At 66.3% G+C, this 13,460-nt stretch carries 22 protein-coding genes; all 22 read left to right on the plus strand.

Going from position 1 to position 13,460, the window contains the following annotated elements; genetic code table 11:
* Window positions 1-190 precede the first annotated feature (190 nt).
* The 22 genes from rpsL (at window position 191) to rplR (ending at window position 13,442) form a co-directional block, all read left to right on the plus strand.
* Entirely contained in the window at window positions 191-565 is a 375-nt protein-coding gene (gene rpsL, locus ACH47X_RS13960) for a 30S ribosomal protein S12 (protein ID WP_020016109.1), read from the plus strand.
* Window positions 565-1,035: a 30S ribosomal protein S7 gene (gene rpsG / locus ACH47X_RS13965; protein WP_020016110.1), complete on the plus strand. Its 471-nt coding sequence runs from the start codon at window positions 565-567 to the stop codon at window positions 1,033-1,035. The genes rpsL and rpsG overlap by 1 nt, the downstream gene beginning before the upstream one ends.
* Window positions 1,036-1,131: 96 nt before the next feature.
* Entirely contained in the window at window positions 1,132-3,234 is a 2,103-nt protein-coding gene (gene fusA / locus ACH47X_RS13970; RefSeq protein WP_397405193.1) for an elongation factor G, read from the plus strand.
* 122 nt (window positions 3,235-3,356) lie between these two features.
* A complete protein-coding gene (gene tuf, locus ACH47X_RS13975; RefSeq protein ID WP_020016112.1) occupies window positions 3,357-4,553 on the plus strand; it encodes an elongation factor Tu in 1,197 nt (398 codons plus the stop codon).
* A 523-nt stretch (window positions 4,554-5,076) separates the two neighbouring features.
* The gene (gene rpsJ / locus ACH47X_RS13980) at window positions 5,077-5,385 is read left to right on the plus strand and encodes a 30S ribosomal protein S10 (protein WP_019146773.1); all 309 of its coding nucleotides are present in this window, start codon (window positions 5,077-5,079) and stop codon (window positions 5,383-5,385) included.
* A 16-nt stretch (window positions 5,386-5,401) separates the two neighbouring features.
* Window positions 5,402-6,055: a 50S ribosomal protein L3 gene (gene rplC / locus ACH47X_RS13985; protein ID WP_020016113.1), complete on the plus strand. Its 654-nt coding sequence runs from the start codon at window positions 5,402-5,404 to the stop codon at window positions 6,053-6,055.
* Window positions 6,056-6,060: 5 nt separating this feature from the next.
* On the plus strand, window positions 6,061-6,753 hold the full coding sequence (rplD, locus tag ACH47X_RS13990; RefSeq protein ID WP_142032748.1) for a 50S ribosomal protein L4: 693 nt from the start codon (window positions 6,061-6,063) through the stop codon (window positions 6,751-6,753).
* Complete coding sequence (rplW, locus tag ACH47X_RS13995; RefSeq protein ID WP_020016115.1) at window positions 6,750-7,052, plus strand: 50S ribosomal protein L23; 303 nt, start codon at window positions 6,750-6,752, stop codon at window positions 7,050-7,052. The genes rplD and rplW overlap by 4 nt, the downstream gene beginning before the upstream one ends.
* A gap of 31 nt (window positions 7,053-7,083) precedes the next feature.
* Window positions 7,084-7,920, plus strand: coding sequence for a 50S ribosomal protein L2 (rplB, locus tag ACH47X_RS14000; protein ID WP_020016116.1), 837 nt, complete (start codon window positions 7,084-7,086; stop codon window positions 7,918-7,920).
* Window positions 7,921-7,934: 14 nt separating this feature from the next.
* Complete coding sequence (gene rpsS / locus ACH47X_RS14005; protein WP_020016117.1) at window positions 7,935-8,216, plus strand: 30S ribosomal protein S19; 282 nt, start codon at window positions 7,935-7,937, stop codon at window positions 8,214-8,216.
* A gap of 68 nt (window positions 8,217-8,284) precedes the next feature.
* A complete protein-coding gene (rplV, locus tag ACH47X_RS14010) occupies window positions 8,285-8,644 on the plus strand; it encodes a 50S ribosomal protein L22 (protein WP_020016118.1) in 360 nt (119 codons plus the stop codon).
* Window positions 8,644-9,480 (plus strand): 30S ribosomal protein S3, encoded by an 837-nt coding sequence (rpsC, locus tag ACH47X_RS14015; RefSeq protein WP_020016119.1) that lies wholly within the window; start codon window positions 8,644-8,646, stop codon window positions 9,478-9,480. The genes rplV and rpsC overlap by 1 nt, the downstream gene beginning before the upstream one ends.
* Before the next feature lie 2 nt (window positions 9,481-9,482).
* Window positions 9,483-9,899 (plus strand): 50S ribosomal protein L16, encoded by a 417-nt coding sequence (gene rplP / locus ACH47X_RS14020; RefSeq protein ID WP_020016120.1) that lies wholly within the window; start codon window positions 9,483-9,485, stop codon window positions 9,897-9,899.
* Window positions 9,899-10,138, plus strand: coding sequence for a 50S ribosomal protein L29 (rpmC, locus tag ACH47X_RS14025; protein ID WP_020016121.1), 240 nt, complete (start codon window positions 9,899-9,901; stop codon window positions 10,136-10,138). Before rplP ends, rpmC begins: the two co-directional genes overlap by 1 nt.
* 4 nt (window positions 10,139-10,142) lie before the next feature.
* Window positions 10,143-10,433: a 30S ribosomal protein S17 gene (gene rpsQ / locus ACH47X_RS14030; RefSeq protein ID WP_020016122.1), complete on the plus strand. Its 291-nt coding sequence runs from the start codon at window positions 10,143-10,145 to the stop codon at window positions 10,431-10,433.
* A 133-nt stretch (window positions 10,434-10,566) separates the two neighbouring features.
* Window positions 10,567-10,935, plus strand: coding sequence for a 50S ribosomal protein L14 (gene rplN, locus ACH47X_RS14035; RefSeq protein WP_020016123.1), 369 nt, complete (start codon window positions 10,567-10,569; stop codon window positions 10,933-10,935).
* 2 nt (window positions 10,936-10,937) lie between these two features.
* The gene (gene rplX, locus ACH47X_RS14040) at window positions 10,938-11,279 is read left to right on the plus strand and encodes a 50S ribosomal protein L24 (protein ID WP_020016124.1); all 342 of its coding nucleotides are present in this window, start codon (window positions 10,938-10,940) and stop codon (window positions 11,277-11,279) included.
* The gene (rplE, locus tag ACH47X_RS14045) at window positions 11,279-11,851 is read left to right on the plus strand and encodes a 50S ribosomal protein L5 (protein ID WP_020016125.1); all 573 of its coding nucleotides are present in this window, start codon (window positions 11,279-11,281) and stop codon (window positions 11,849-11,851) included. The genes rplX and rplE overlap by 1 nt, the downstream gene beginning before the upstream one ends.
* Window position 11,852: 1 nt before the next feature.
* Window positions 11,853-12,038 carry a type Z 30S ribosomal protein S14 gene (locus ACH47X_RS14050; protein ID WP_020016126.1) on the plus strand — a complete coding sequence of 62 codons (186 nt, stop codon included), beginning with the start codon at window positions 11,853-11,855 and terminating at the stop codon, window positions 12,036-12,038.
* Between the two features lie 73 nt (window positions 12,039-12,111).
* Window positions 12,112-12,510 carry a 30S ribosomal protein S8 gene (gene rpsH, locus ACH47X_RS14055; RefSeq protein WP_026365832.1) on the plus strand — a complete coding sequence of 133 codons (399 nt, stop codon included), beginning with the start codon at window positions 12,112-12,114 and terminating at the stop codon, window positions 12,508-12,510.
* 21 nt (window positions 12,511-12,531) lie between these two features.
* Window positions 12,532-13,068: a 50S ribosomal protein L6 gene (rplF, locus tag ACH47X_RS14060; RefSeq protein ID WP_026365833.1), complete on the plus strand. Its 537-nt coding sequence runs from the start codon at window positions 12,532-12,534 to the stop codon at window positions 13,066-13,068.
* A gap of 2 nt (window positions 13,069-13,070) precedes the next feature.
* Window positions 13,071-13,442 (plus strand): 50S ribosomal protein L18, encoded by a 372-nt coding sequence (rplR, locus tag ACH47X_RS14065; RefSeq protein ID WP_026365834.1) that lies wholly within the window; start codon window positions 13,071-13,073, stop codon window positions 13,440-13,442.
* Window positions 13,443-13,460 lie beyond the last annotated feature (18 nt).

The following is a 13,460-nucleotide window of genomic DNA, read 5'->3' on the forward strand; positions in this document are numbered from 1 at the left end:
TCCCGGCGAGATCCTCCGGGGCACGTCGTGCCCCGATGGTGGAGCCGGGCCATCGAGCCGGTGGTACGTGGCGTAGCAGTCCCTGTCTGGGGCCTGTGGGTGCCGCATGCGATCGGCACGCACAAGCCAGAACCATTGACGGGGACGCCGGCAGGGCGTCGCCGAAGCTCAAGAAGACGACGGAGACGTAGTGCCTACGATCCAGCAGCTCGTCCGCAAGGGGCGGACCTCGAAGGCCGGGAAGTCGAAGACCCCGGCCCTCAAGGGCTCCCCCCAGCGGCGCGGCGTGTGCACCCGTGTGTACACCACCACCCCCAAGAAGCCGAACTCGGCCCTCCGCAAGGTCGCCCGCGTGAAGCTTTCCTCGCAGGTCGAGGTCACCGCGTACATCCCCGGTGTCGGCCACAACCTCCAGGAGCACTCCATCGTGCTCGTGCGCGGCGGTCGTGTGAAGGACCTTCCCGGTGTCCGCTACAAGATCGTCCGTGGCGCGCTCGACACGCAGGGCGTGAAGGGTCGCAAGCAGGCTCGGTCCCGTTACGGCGCCAAGAAGGAGAAGAGCTGATGCCCCGCAAGGGTCCGGCCCCGAAGCGGCCGCTCATCGTCGACCCGGTCTACGGGTCCCCGGTCGTCACGCAGCTGATCAACAAGGTGCTGCTCGACGGCAAGAAGTCGACCGCCGAGGCGATCGTCTACGGTGCCCTCGAGGGTGTCCGCGCCAAGACCGACGGCGACCCTGTCGTGGTCCTGAAGCGCGCGCTCGACAACGTCCGTCCCGCCCTCGAGGTGCGTTCCCGCCGTGTCGGTGGCGCCACCTACCAGGTGCCGGTCGACGTGCGCCCGACGCGTGCCACCACGCTCGCGCTCCGCTGGCTCACCGACTTCTCCCGCGCTCGCCGCGAGAAGACGATGACCGAGCGTCTCATGAACGAGATCCTCGACGCGTCGAACGGTCTCGGTGCCGCGGTCAAGCGCCGCGAGGACATGCACAAGATGGCCGACTCCAACAAGGCCTTCGCGCACTACCGCTGGTAGTAGCTTCCGAGCGGCCCCGGGTCACCCCCGGGGCCGTCGGTGGATGCAGTACCGCCGGCCACCCAAGCCCACCTTTAGACCAAGGGGTAAGACACCGTGGCACTCGACGTGCTGACCGACCTGAACAAGGTCCGCAACATCGGCATCATGGCCCACATCGATGCCGGAAAGACCACGACGACCGAGCGCATCCTGTTCTACACGGGTGTGAACTACAAGATCGGTGAGACGCACGACGGTGCGTCGACGATGGACTGGATGGAGCAGGAGCAGGAGCGCGGCATCACGATCACGTCCGCCGCGACGACCTGCTACTGGAAGAACAACCAGATCAACATCATCGACACGCCGGGCCACGTCGACTTCACGGTCGAGGTGGAGCGGTCGCTCCGCGTGCTCGACGGCGCGGTTGCCGTGTTCGACGGCAAGGAGGGTGTCGAGCCCCAGTCCGAGACGGTGTGGCGGCAGGCGGACAAGTACGACGTCCCGCGCATCTGCTTCGTCAACAAGATGGACAAGCTCGGTGCGGACTTCTACTTCACCGTGAAGACCATCGTGGAGCGCCTCAAGGCGAAGCCGCTGGTCATCCAGCTCCCGATCGGTGCGGAGAACGACTTCGAGGGCGTCGTCGACCTCATCGAGATGAAGGCGCTCACGTGGCGCGGCGACACCAAGATGGGCGAGGAGTACGAGGTCGAGGAGATCCCGGCCGACCTCGTCGAGAAGGCGCAGCAGTACCGCGCCGAGCTCATCGAGGCCGTCGCCGAGGCTGACGACGAGCTGCTCGAGAAGTTCCTCGGTGGCGAGGAGCTGTCGGTCGCCGAGATCAAGAGCGGCATCCGCAAGCTCGTCATCTCGTCCTCGGCCTTCCCGGTCCTGTGTGGCTCGGCGTTCAAGAACAAGGGCGTGCAGCCCATGCTCGACGCCGTCATCGACTACCTCCCGTCGCCGCTCGACGTCCCGGCCGTCCAGGGCCACGACGTCAAGGACGCCGAGAAGGTCATCGAGCGCCGCCCCGAGGAGTCGGAGCCGTTCTCGGCTCTCGCCTTCAAGGTCGCCACGCACCCGTTCTTCGGCAAGCTGACCTACGTCCGCGTGTACTCGGGCAAGGTCGCGCAGGGCGCCCAGGTGCAGAACTCGACCAAGGGCAAGAAGGAGCGCATCGGAAAGCTCTTCCAGATGCACTCCAACAAGGAGAACCCGGTCGAAGAGGCGCACGCCGGCCACATCTACGCGTTCATCGGGCTCAAGGACGTCACCACCGGTGACACCCTGTCGGACCCGGCGAACCAGGTCATCCTCGAGTCGATGAGCTTCCCGGAGCCTGTCATCGACGTGGCCATCGAGCCGAAGACGAAGGCCGACCAGGAGAAGCTGTCGACCGCCATCCAGAAGCTCGCGCAGGAGGACCCGACCTTCCGCGTCAAGCTGGACGACGAGACCGGCCAGACCGTCATCGGCGGTATGGGTGAGCTCCACCTCGACATCCTCGTCGACCGCATGCGTCGCGAGTTCAAGGTCGAGGCGAACGTCGGCAAGCCGCAGGTCGCGTACCGCGAGACGATCCGCCGCACGGCGGAGAAGATCGACTACACGCACAAGAAGCAGACCGGTGGTTCCGGCCAGTTCGCCAAGGTCCAGGTGACCTTCGCGCCGCTGGAGACGTCGGAGGGCGAGCTCTACGAGTTCGAGAACGCCGTCACCGGTGGCCGCATCCCGCGCGAGTACATCCCGTCGGTCGACGCCGGTATCCAGTCGGCCATGCAGCAGGGTGTGCTGGCGGGCTTCCCGGTCGTCGGCGTGAAGGCGACGCTGATCGACGGTGCGTACCACGACGTCGACTCCTCGGAGATGGCGTTCAAGATTGCCGGTTCGATGGTCTTCAAGGAAGGCGTCAAGCGCGCCGACCCTGTCCTGCTCGAGCCGGTCATGGCCGTCGAGGTGCGTACGCCTGAGGAGTACATGGGCGACGTGATCGGCGACATCAACTCTCGACGTGGCATGATCCAGTCCATGGAGGACGCGACCGGTGTGAAGGTCGTTCGCGCCCAGGTGCCGCTGAGCGAGATGTTCGGTTACATCGGTGACCTCCGGTCGAAGACCCAGGGTCGCGCGGTGTACTCGATGCAGTTCGACAGCTACGCCGAGGTTCCCAAGGCAGTTGCCGAAGAGATCATCAAGAAGACCCGGGGCGAGTGAGTCCCCACAGGTCGACCCGCACAACCAACCTGTAGGAAAAACCGCACGCCCCGCAGTTGTAGGCTTCTTGGCCGGACATCTGCAACGTTCGGAACATCTACCCAAGTCCCAGGAGGACCCCAGTGGCTAAGGCCAAGTTCGAGCGGACCAAGCCGCACGTCAACATCGGCACGATCGGTCACGTCGACCACGGTAAGACGACGCTGACCGCCGCGATCTCGAAGACGCTTGCGGACAAGTACCCGGAGCTCCCGGCGAACACGCAGCGCAACTTCGACGAGATCGACGCCGCGCCGGAGGAGAAGCAGCGCGGTATCACGATCAACATCGCGCACATCGAGTACGAGACGCCGAAGCGCCACTACGCGCACGTCGACGCTCCGGGTCACGCCGACTACATCAAGAACATGATCACCGGTGCCGCCCAGATGGACGGCGCGATCCTGGTGGTCGCCGCGACCGACGGTCCGATGGCCCAGACGCGTGAGCACGTGCTGCTCGCCCGTCAGGTCGGCGTGCCCTACCTGCTCGTCGCGCTCAACAAGTCCGACATGGTCGACGACGAGGAGATCCTCGAGCTCGTCGAGATGGAGGTCCGTGAGCTGCTGTCGTCGCAGGAGTTCGACGGCGACAACGCGCCGGTCGTTCGCGTCTCGGGCCTCAAGGCTCTCGAGGGCGACCCGGAGTGGGTCGAGAAGATCGTCGAGCTGATGGACGCCGTCGACGAGAACGTTCCGGAGCCGGAGCGCGACCTCGACAAGCCGTTCCTCATGCCGATCGAGGACGTCTTCACGATCACCGGTCGTGGCACCGTCGTCACCGGCAAGGTCGAGCGTGGAACCCTGGACATCAACTCCGATGTCGAGATCGTGGGTATCCGCGTCCCGCAGAAGACCACCGTCACGGGTATCGAGACGTTCCACAAGCAGATGGACCAGGCGCAGGCCGGCGACAACACCGGTCTCCTCCTGCGTGGCATCAAGCGCGAGGACGTCGAGCGTGGCCAGGTCGTCGTGAAGCCGGGTTCCATCACCCCGCACACGAACTTCGAGGCTCAGGTCTACATCCTGGGCAAGGACGAGGGTGGCCGTCACAACCCGTTCTACTCGAACTACCGCCCGCAGTTCTACTTCCGCACCACGGACGTCACCGGCGTCATCACGCTGCCCGAGGGCACCGAGATGGTCATGCCCGGCGACAACACCGAGATGACGGTCGAGCTGATCCAGCCGATCGCCATGGAGGAGGGCCTGGGCTTCGCCATCCGCGAGGGTGGCCGCACGGTCGGCTCCGGCCGTGTGACCAAGATCCTCAAGTGATCTTGGAGCACGAGCTCAGCTGACGGAAGTCAGCGATGCGGTGGGGCCCGGGCGCTTCGGCGTCCGGGCCCCGCTGTGTAGTAGTGGGCATCACACCGCCTTGCGTTTGGCGCATGCCAGGACGTATGGCAAGATTGCATAGTTGCCTGTCACAGGCGCGCTCTTTCAAGTGTCGAACAGTGTGCAGAACCGCAGCCCAGGCCCCGGATCGTTGGGGGCCGCCAGAGGCTGGAGCGGTCACCCTCCCGGGGTAATCCGGACGAGGGGTCGCGGGGTTTATCGCCTGCTGTTGGATGCGTATGGGCGCCCCGCGGAGCACACGTTCTCCGGTCTTCCGGAGGCACTGTTCCGAGCAGGCTCGGCAAACGTCGTGGTCGGTCCAGCTGTAGAGCTGGGTCAGATCACTTCCCAACGGCCCTTACGCCAGCAATGGTGTTCTGCGCCCGGCTGTGCCGCTCTAAGCGACACGCCCGAGTGCGTGGGTCGGACAGTAGCGGTTCGAGAGAGAGAGTCAGACGACGCCATGGCGGGACAGAAGATCCGCATCCGGCTCAAGTCCTACGACCACGAGGTGATCGACAGTTCGGCGCGCAAGATCGTCGACACGGTCACTCGCGCTGGTGCGACGGTCGTGGGTCCGGTGCCGCTGCCGACGGAGAAGAACGTCTTCGTTGTGATCCGGTCGCCTCACAAGTACAAGGACAGCCGCGAGCACTTCGAGATGCGTACGCACAAGCGGCTCATCGACATCATCGATCCCACGCCCAAGGCCGTCGACTCGCTCATGCGACTCGACCTGCCGGCGGACGTGAACATCGAGATCAAGCTCTGAGGCTGGAGGGGACATCATGACCAACCAGCAGAAGAACGTGACCGCGTTGCTCGGCACGAAGCTCGGTATGACCCAGCTCTGGGACGAGGCCGGTCGCCTCGTGCCGGTGACCGTGGTCTCCGTGGGCACCAACGTGGTGACCCAGATCCGTACGGTGGACGCCGACGGCTACGCGGCTGTTCAGCTCGCGGCCGGCCAGGTCGACCCCCGCAAGGTCACCAAGCCCCTCAAGGGCCACTTCGAGAAGGCCGGCGTGACGCCGCGCCGTCACGTGGCCGAGGTCCGCACCGAGAACGCGTCCGAGTTCACGCTCGGCCAGGAGATCACCGCCGAGGCCTTCGAGGCCGGCGCCCTGGTCGACGTGGTCGGTACCACCAAGGGCAAGGGCACCGCCGGTGTCATGAAGCGTCACGGCTTCTCCGGCGTGGGCGCCTCGCACGGTGCACACCGCAACCACCGCAAGCCCGGCTCGATCGGTGGCGCCTCGACGCCGTCGCGAGTCTTCAAGGGCCTGCGGATGGCCGGTCGGATGGGTAACGCCCGTCAGACCACCCAGAACCTGACCGTTCACGCGGTCGACGCCGAGAAGGGTCTGCTGCTCGTCAAGGGCGCGGTTCCCGGCCCCAAGGGTGGCGTCGTCCTCGTGCGTAACGCCGCGAAGGGAGCGTGAAACCGATGACCGCTCTGACTGTCGACGTCCTGGACGCCCAGGGCAAGAAGTCCGGCACCGCCGAGCTCCCCTCTGAGGTGTTCGACGTCGCCGTGAACGTCCCGCTGATCCACCAGGTGGTCGTTGCGCAGCGCGCAGCCGCCCGCCAGGGCACGGCCTCCACGAAGACTCGTGGCGAGGTCCGTGGTGGTGGCCGCAAGCCGTACAAGCAGAAGGGCACCGGTCGCGCCCGCCAGGGTTCGACGCGCGCCCCGCAGTTCGCCGGTGGTGGCACCGTCCACGGCCCGCAGCCGCGCAAGTACGACCAGCGCACCCCGAAGAAGATGAAGGCCGCCGCGCTCCGCGGTGCGCTCTCCGACCGCGCCCGCGCCGGTCGCGTGCACGTCGTCGCCGGCTTCGGCATCGAGGGCGTTCCGTCGACCAAGACGGCACTCGCCACGATCAAGAAGTTCACGGAGCGCGAGAACGTGCTCGTCGTGACGCAGCGTGACGACGAGACGACGATCAAGTCGCTCCGCAACGTTCCCGAGGTGCACCTCCTGGTCGCTGACCAGCTGAACACCTACGACGTGCTCGTCTCCGACGACGTGATCTTCACCGAGGGCGCGCTCGCCGCGTTCCTCGAGGGCCCCGCCAAGGGCGCGAAGGCTGTCGCCACGGAGACCGAGGCCGAGACCGCTGAGGAGACCGCCAAGTGAGCGTCACCGTGAAGGACCCGCGCGACATCCTGCTCGCGCCGGTCGTCTCCGAGAAGAGCTACAACCTTCTCGACGAGGGCAAGTACACCTTCATCGTGGACCCGAGCGCCAACAAGACCGAGATCAAGATCGCGATCGAGAAGGTCTTCAGCGTCAAGGTCGCTTCGGTGAACACGATCAACCGCAAGGGCAAGACGCGTCGCACGCGTTTCGGCCTCGGCAAGCGCAAGGACACGAAGCGTGCGATCGTCACCCTCCGCGAGGGAACGATCGACATCTTCGGCGGTCCGGTCGGCTGAGCTGACGAGAGACGATTGAGGACAGGTTTCCATGGGAATCCGTAAGTACAAGCCGACGACGCCCGGCCGCCGCGGCTCCAGCGTCGCCGACTTCGTCGAGGTCACGCGCTCGCAGCCGGAGAAGTCTCTGATCCGGCCGCTGAGCAAGACCGGTGGCCGTAACAACACCGGTCGTATCACGACGCGGCACAAGGGCGGTGGCCACAAGCGCGCCTACCGCGTCATCGACTTCCGTCGCCACGACAAGGACGGCGTGCCCGCGAAGGTCGCTCACATCGAGTACGACCCCAACCGCACGGCTCGCATCGCGCTCCTGCACTACGCGGACGGCGAGAAGCGCTACATCATCGCGCCGAACAAGCTGTCGCAGGGCGACCGCATCGAGGCCGGTGCAGGCGCCGACATCAAGCCCGGCAACAACCTGCCGCTGCGCAACATCCCGACCGGTACGGTCATCCACGCCATCGAGCTCCGGCCCGGTGGCGGCGCGAAGATCGCCCGCTCGGCCGGTGCGTCGGTGCAGCTCGTTGCCAAGGACGGCCCGTACGCGCAGCTGCGCATGCCGTCCGGCGAGATCCGCAACGTCGACCTGCGCTGCCGCGCGACGGTCGGCGAGGTCGGCAACGCCGAGCAGTCGAACATCAACTGGGGCAAGGCCGGCCGCATGCGCTGGAAGGGCAAGCGCCCGACCGTCCGTGGTGTCGCCATGAACCCGGTCGACCACCCCCACGGTGGTGGTGAGGGTAAGACGTCCGGTGGTCGTCACCCGGTCAGCCCCTGGGGCCAGGCGGAGGGTCGTACCCGCCGCCCGAACAAGTCGAGCGACCGGATGATCGTCCGTCGCCGTCGTACCGGCAAGAAGCGCTGATAGGAGCCTGAAACATGCCTCGTAGCCTGAAGAAGGGCCCCTTCGTCGACGGCCACCTCCAGAAGAAGGTGGACGTCCAGAACGAGAAGGGGACCAAGAATGTCATCAAGACCTGGTCCCGTCGGTCGGTCGTCACGCCCGACTTTCTCGGTCACACCTTTGCCGTGCACGACGGTCGCAAGCACGTCCCGGTCTTCGTGACCGAGGCGATGGTCGGCCACAAGCTCGGCGAGTTCGCTCCCACGCGGACCTTCCGCGGCCACGTGAAGGACGACAGGAAGGGTCGTCGCCGCTGAGGCGTGGGGTCACCCCACCCAACAGCAGTGATGACCTGGACTGTCTGAGAAAAGGAAGCAGGACAGCAATGGAAGCCAAGGCGCAGGCGCGGTTCGTCCGTGTCACGCCCCAGAAGGCCCGGCGCGTCGTGGACCTCATCCGTGGCAAGCAGGCCTCTGAGGCCGTCGCGGTGCTGAAGTTCGCACCGCAGGCCGCCAGCGAGCCGATCCGCAAGGTTGTGGAGAGCGCGATCGCCAACGCTCGGGTGAAGGCCGACCGCGCCAGCGAGCGCTTCGACGAGAACGACCTGGTCGTCTCCGTCGCGTTCGTCGACGAGGGGCCGACGCTCAAGCGGTTCCGCCCGCGGGCTCAGGGACGTGCAACGCGCATTCTCAAGCGCACCAGCCACATCACCGTGGTGCTCGCCGACAAGGAAGGGGCCCGATAGTGGGACAGAAGGTTCACCCGCACGGGTACCGCCTCGGTATCACCACCGACCACCGGTCGCGTTGGTTCGCCGACAGCACCAAGCCTGGTCAGCGGTACCGCGACTACGTCCGTGAGGACGTCCAGATCCGCAAGCTCATGGGCACCGGCCTCGAGCGTGCCGGCATCTCCAAGGTCGAGATCGAGCGCACCCGCGACCGCGTCCGCGTGGACATCCACACGGCGCGTCCGGGCATCGTCATCGGCCGTCGTGGTGCTGAGGCCGACCGCATCCGCGGTGAGCTCGAGAAGCTCACGGGCAAGCAGGTTCAGCTCAACATCCTCGAGGTCAAGAACGCGGAGATCGACGCGCAGCTGGTTGCTCAGGGCATCGCCGAGCAGCTCGCCAGCCGTGTCTCCTTCCGTCGTGCGATGCGCAAGGGCATGCAGTCCGCCCAGCGCGCCGGCGCGAAGGGTATCCGCGTGCAGGTCTCCGGCCGCCTCGGTGGCGCCGAGATGAGCCGTTCGGAGTTCTACCGCGAGGGCCGCGTGCCCCTGCACACGCTCCGCGCGTACATCGACTACGGCTTCTACGAGGCCCGCACCACCTTCGGCCGCATCGGCGTGAAGGTGTGGATCTACAAGGGCGAGACCACCGAGAAGGAGTTCGCCGCTCAGCAGGCTGCAGCCGCGCCCCGTCAGGGCCGTGGCCGGGGCGACCGCCCTGAGCGTGGCGAGCGCGGCGGAGACCGTCGTGGCGGTCGTCGCAACGAGCGTCCGGCCGAGCGTAGCGCCGAGTCCGCCCCCGCGGACCAGGCTGCTGCCGCTCCGGCCGCAGAGACCGGAACGGAGGCCTGACCATGCTGATCCCGCGCAGGGTCAAGCACCGCAAGCAGCACCACCCGTCGCGCTCCGGCGCGGCGAAGGGTGGCACCCAGATCGCGTTCGGCGACTTCGGCATCCAGGCACTGGAGCCGGCGTACGTCACCAACCGCCAGATCGAGGCGGCGCGTATCGCAATGACCCGCCACATCAAGCGTGGCGGCAAGGTGTGGATCAACATCTACCCCGACCGTCCGCTGACGAAGAAGCCTGCCGAGACCCGCATGGGTTCCGGTAAGGGTTCGCCGGAGTGGTGGGTCGCCAACGTCAAGCCGGGCCGCATCGTTTTCGAGCTGGCCGGCGTGGACGAGTCCCTTGCTCGCGAGGCCATGCGCCGCGCGATGCACAAGCTCCCGATGAAGTGCCGTTTCGTGGTGCGCGAGGGTGGTGTCTGATGGCTATCGGTACCCAGGGGCTCGCCCCGATCGATCTGGACGGCATGGACGACGAGACTCTCGTCGGCAAGCTGAAGGAAGCCAAGGAGGAGCTGTTCAACCTCCGCTTCCAGTCGGCGACCGGCCAGCTCGAGAGCCACGGTCGTCTCAAGGCCGTGCGTCGCGACATCGCCCGGATCTACACGATCCTGCGCGAGCGCGAGCTCGGCATCCGTACGGCTCCGAGCGTGAGTGAGTGAGGCAATGAGCGACAACACGACTGCTGCTGAGGCCCCCGAGGCCCAGCGCGCGACGCGTAAGGTGCGCCGTGGCTACGTGGTGAGCGACAAGATGGACAAGACCATCGTGATCGAGGTCGAGGACCGGGTGAAGCACCCCCTCTACGCCAAGGTCATCCGTCGCACCACGAAGGTCAAGGCGCACGACGAGCAGAACAGCGCCGGCATCGGCGACCTGGTTCTGATCATGGAGACCCGCCCGCTGTCCGCCACCAAGCGGTTCCGGCTCGTGGAGATCCTCGAGAAGGCCAAGTAAGACTTCTCTTCCCGCTGGGGGCGGTGCGTGACACACGTACGCGTGGCGCCCCCAGCACAGCAACTATCCGTTCGGCCAGGCTCGCCGGAAGCAGTCCGCGCGAGAACCAGTTCGACGACAGGAGTTCACTCAAATGATCCAGCAGGAGTCGCGACTTCGGGTCGCCGACAACACGGGTGCCAAGGAGATTCTCTGCATCCGCGTTCTCGGTGGCTCCGGCCGTCGCTACGCCGGAATCGGCGACACCATCGTCGCCACCGTCAAGGACGCGATCCCGGGCGGCAACGTGAAGAAGGGCGACGTCATCAAGGCCGTCGTCGTCCGGACCGCCAAGGAGCGCCGTCGTCCGGACGGTTCCTACATCAAGTTCGACGAGAACGCCGCCGTCATCCTGAAGAACGACGGCGAGCCTCGCGGCACCCGCATCTTCGGCCCGGTGGGTCGTGAGCTGCGTGACAAGCGGTTCATGAAGATCATCTCGCTGGCTCCGGAGGTGCTCTGACCATGGCGAAGATCAAGAAGGGCGACCAGGTCATCGTGATCTCGGGTCGCGACAAGGGCAAGACCGGCCGCGTGCTCGAGGTCCTGAAGGACTCCGACCGTCTCGTGGTCGAGGGCGTGCAGCGCGTCACGAAGCACACCAAGGTGGGCCAGTCGCAGCGCGGCACCCGCACCGGTGGCATCGAGACGGTCGAGGCGCCGATCCACGTGAGCAACGTGATGATCGTCGACCCGGAGACCAAGAAGGGCACCCGTGTCGGGTACCGCCTCGAGCAGGTGGAGCGGGACGGTCGTACCAAGACCGTCCGGATCCGCGTCGCGAAGCGCTCCGGGAAGGACATCTGATGACCGAGACGACCATCGAGGCCCCGGCCCAGCCGCGCCTCAAGCAGAAGTACCGCGAGGAGATCCTCTCGGCGCTGATCGAGGAGTTCGGCCACAAGAACCTGCACCAGGCCGGCGGTCTCACGAAGATCGTCGTGAACATGGGTGTGGGCGACGCGGCCAAGGACTCGAAGCTCATCGAGGGCGCGATCCGCGACCTCTCGGCGATCACCGGTCAGAAGCCGCAGGTCACCAAGGCCCGTAAGTCCATCGCTCAGTTCAAGCTGCGCGAGGGCATGCCGATCGGTGCGCACGTCACGCTCCGCGGCGACCGCATGTGGGAGTTCCTCGACCGCCTGCTGTCCACCGCTCTGCCGCGTATCCGCGACTTCCGCGGTCTGTCGCCCAAGCAGTTCGACGGGCACGGCAACTACACCTTCGGTCTCACGGAGCAGTCGATGTTCCACGAGATCGACCAGGACAAGATCGACCGGGTCCGCGGGATGGACATCACGGTCGTGACGACGGCGACGACCGACGACGAGGGCCGCTCCCTGCTGCGCCGTCTCGGCTTCCCCTTCAAGGAGAACTGACATGGCGAAGAAGGCCCTGATCAACAAGGCGGCCGGCAAGCCGAAGTTCGCGGTTCGCGCCTACACCCGGTGCCAGAAGTGCGGTCGCCCGCACTCCGTCTACCGCAAGTTCGGCCTGTGCCGTATCTGCGTGCGGGAGATGGCCCACCGTGGCGAGCTTCCCGGCGTCACCAAGAGCAGCTGGTAACACAACTACGCCGTAGGTCTGTCCGGCCACACGAGGCCGTTCGGATACCCCGGCGAGGAAGGGCAAGAGCCCGATGACTATGACCGACCCGATCGCAGACATGCTGACCCGTCTGCGTAACGCGAACTCGGCGCACCACGACACGGTCACCATGCCGTCGTCGAAGCTGAAGACGCACATCGCTGAGATCCTGCAGGCCGAGGGCTACATCGCCGGCTGGTCCGTGGAGGACGCCCAGGTGGGCAAGTCCCTCACGCTCGAGCTGAAGTACGGCCAGAACCGGGAGCGCGCCCTGGCGGGCGTGCGCCGCATCTCGAAGCCCGGCCTGCGCGTCTACCGCAAGTCCACCGAACTGCCCAAGGTCCTCGGCGGCCTGGGCGTGGCGATCCTGTCCACGTCCTCCGGCCTGCTGACCGACCGCCAGGCACAGGCCAAGGGCGTCGGCGGCGAAGTCCTCGCCTACGTCTGGTAATCCGGAAAGGAGAAAACGCCAATGTCTCGAATCGGCAAGCTTCCCGTTCCGGTCCCGGCCGGCGTGGACATCACTGTCAGCGGCGCGCTCGTGACCGTGAAGGGCCCCAAGGGTTCTCTCGAGCACACCGTGCCCGCACCCATCAATGTCGCCCAGGAGGACGCCCAGCTCGTGGTGTCCCGCCCGGACGACGAGCGGAACTCCCGTGCGCTGCACGGCCTCACCCGCACCCTGATCGCCAACATGATCACGGGCGTGACCGAGGGCTACGAGAAGAAGCTCGAGATCGTCGGTACTGGTTACCGTGTCGTGGCGAAGGGTTCGAACCTCGAGTTCGCACTGGGCTTCAGCCACCCCGTTGTCATCGAACCCCCCGCGGGTGTCACGTTCGCTGTCGAGAGCCCCACCAAGTTCTCGGTCTCGGGCATCGACAAGCAGCAGGTCGGCGAGGTCGCAGCGAACATTCGCAAGATCCGCAAGCCCGAGCCCTACAAGGGCAAGGGCGTGCGCTACGCCGGCGAGAACGTCCGCCGCAAGGTCGGAAAGGCTGGTAAGTGACGATGGCTATCAAGATCCTGGGCAAGGGCAAGTCCGTCGCTCGCCAGCGTCGTCACCTGCGCCTGCGCAAGAAGATCACCGGCACCGCCGTTCGTCCCCGTCTGGTTGTCACCCGCTCCGCGCGCCACATGGTCGCGCAGATCGTGGACGACAGCGTGGGCAAGACCGTCGCCTCGGCGTCGACCCTCGAGGCCGACCTGCGTGCGTTCGACGGCGACAAGACGGCCAAGGCCCGCAAGGTCGGCGAGCTCGTCGCCGAGCGTGCCAAGGCTGTCGGCGTCGACACCGTCGTGTTCGACCGCGGCGGCAACAAGTACCACGGTCGCGTCGCTGCTGTGGCTGACGGCGCCCGCGAGGGCGGTCTGGCCCTGTGATGACAAACGCACGGAAGA

The organism is Promicromonospora kroppenstedtii (assembly GCF_044389675.1).
Lineage (GTDB): Bacteria > Actinomycetota > Actinomycetes > Actinomycetales > Cellulomonadaceae > Promicromonospora > Promicromonospora kroppenstedtii.

Coding starts and splice junctions, on each gene's coding strand:
- rpsG (WP_020016110.1), top strand. CDS start 565: ATGCCCCGCAAGGGTCCGGCCCCGAAGCGGCCGCTCATCGTCGACCCG.
- rpsJ (WP_019146773.1), top strand. CDS start 5,077: ATGGCGGGACAGAAGATCCGCATCCGGCTCAAGTCCTACGACCACGAG.
- rplC (WP_020016113.1), top strand. CDS start 5,402: ATGACCAACCAGCAGAAGAACGTGACCGCGTTGCTCGGCACGAAGCTC.
- rplD (WP_142032748.1), top strand. CDS start 6,061: ATGACCGCTCTGACTGTCGACGTCCTGGACGCCCAGGGCAAGAAGTCC.
- rplB (WP_020016116.1), top strand. CDS start 7,084: ATGGGAATCCGTAAGTACAAGCCGACGACGCCCGGCCGCCGCGGCTCC.
- rpsS (WP_020016117.1), top strand. CDS start 7,935: ATGCCTCGTAGCCTGAAGAAGGGCCCCTTCGTCGACGGCCACCTCCAG.
- rplV (WP_020016118.1), top strand. CDS start 8,285: ATGGAAGCCAAGGCGCAGGCGCGGTTCGTCCGTGTCACGCCCCAGAAG.
- rplP (WP_020016120.1), top strand. CDS start 9,483: ATGCTGATCCCGCGCAGGGTCAAGCACCGCAAGCAGCACCACCCGTCG.
- rpmC (WP_020016121.1), top strand. CDS start 9,899: ATGGCTATCGGTACCCAGGGGCTCGCCCCGATCGATCTGGACGGCATG.
- rpsQ (WP_020016122.1), top strand. CDS start 10,143: ATGAGCGACAACACGACTGCTGCTGAGGCCCCCGAGGCCCAGCGCGCG.
- rplN (WP_020016123.1), top strand. CDS start 10,567: ATGATCCAGCAGGAGTCGCGACTTCGGGTCGCCGACAACACGGGTGCC.
- rplX (WP_020016124.1), top strand. CDS start 10,938: ATGGCGAAGATCAAGAAGGGCGACCAGGTCATCGTGATCTCGGGTCGC.
- rplE (WP_020016125.1), top strand. CDS start 11,279: ATGACCGAGACGACCATCGAGGCCCCGGCCCAGCCGCGCCTCAAGCAG.
- ACH47X_RS14050 (WP_020016126.1), top strand. CDS start 11,853: ATGGCGAAGAAGGCCCTGATCAACAAGGCGGCCGGCAAGCCGAAGTTC.
- rpsH (WP_026365832.1), top strand. CDS start 12,112: ATGACTATGACCGACCCGATCGCAGACATGCTGACCCGTCTGCGTAAC.
- rplF (WP_026365833.1), top strand. CDS start 12,532: ATGTCTCGAATCGGCAAGCTTCCCGTTCCGGTCCCGGCCGGCGTGGAC.
- rplR (WP_026365834.1), top strand. CDS start 13,071: ATGGCTATCAAGATCCTGGGCAAGGGCAAGTCCGTCGCTCGCCAGCGT.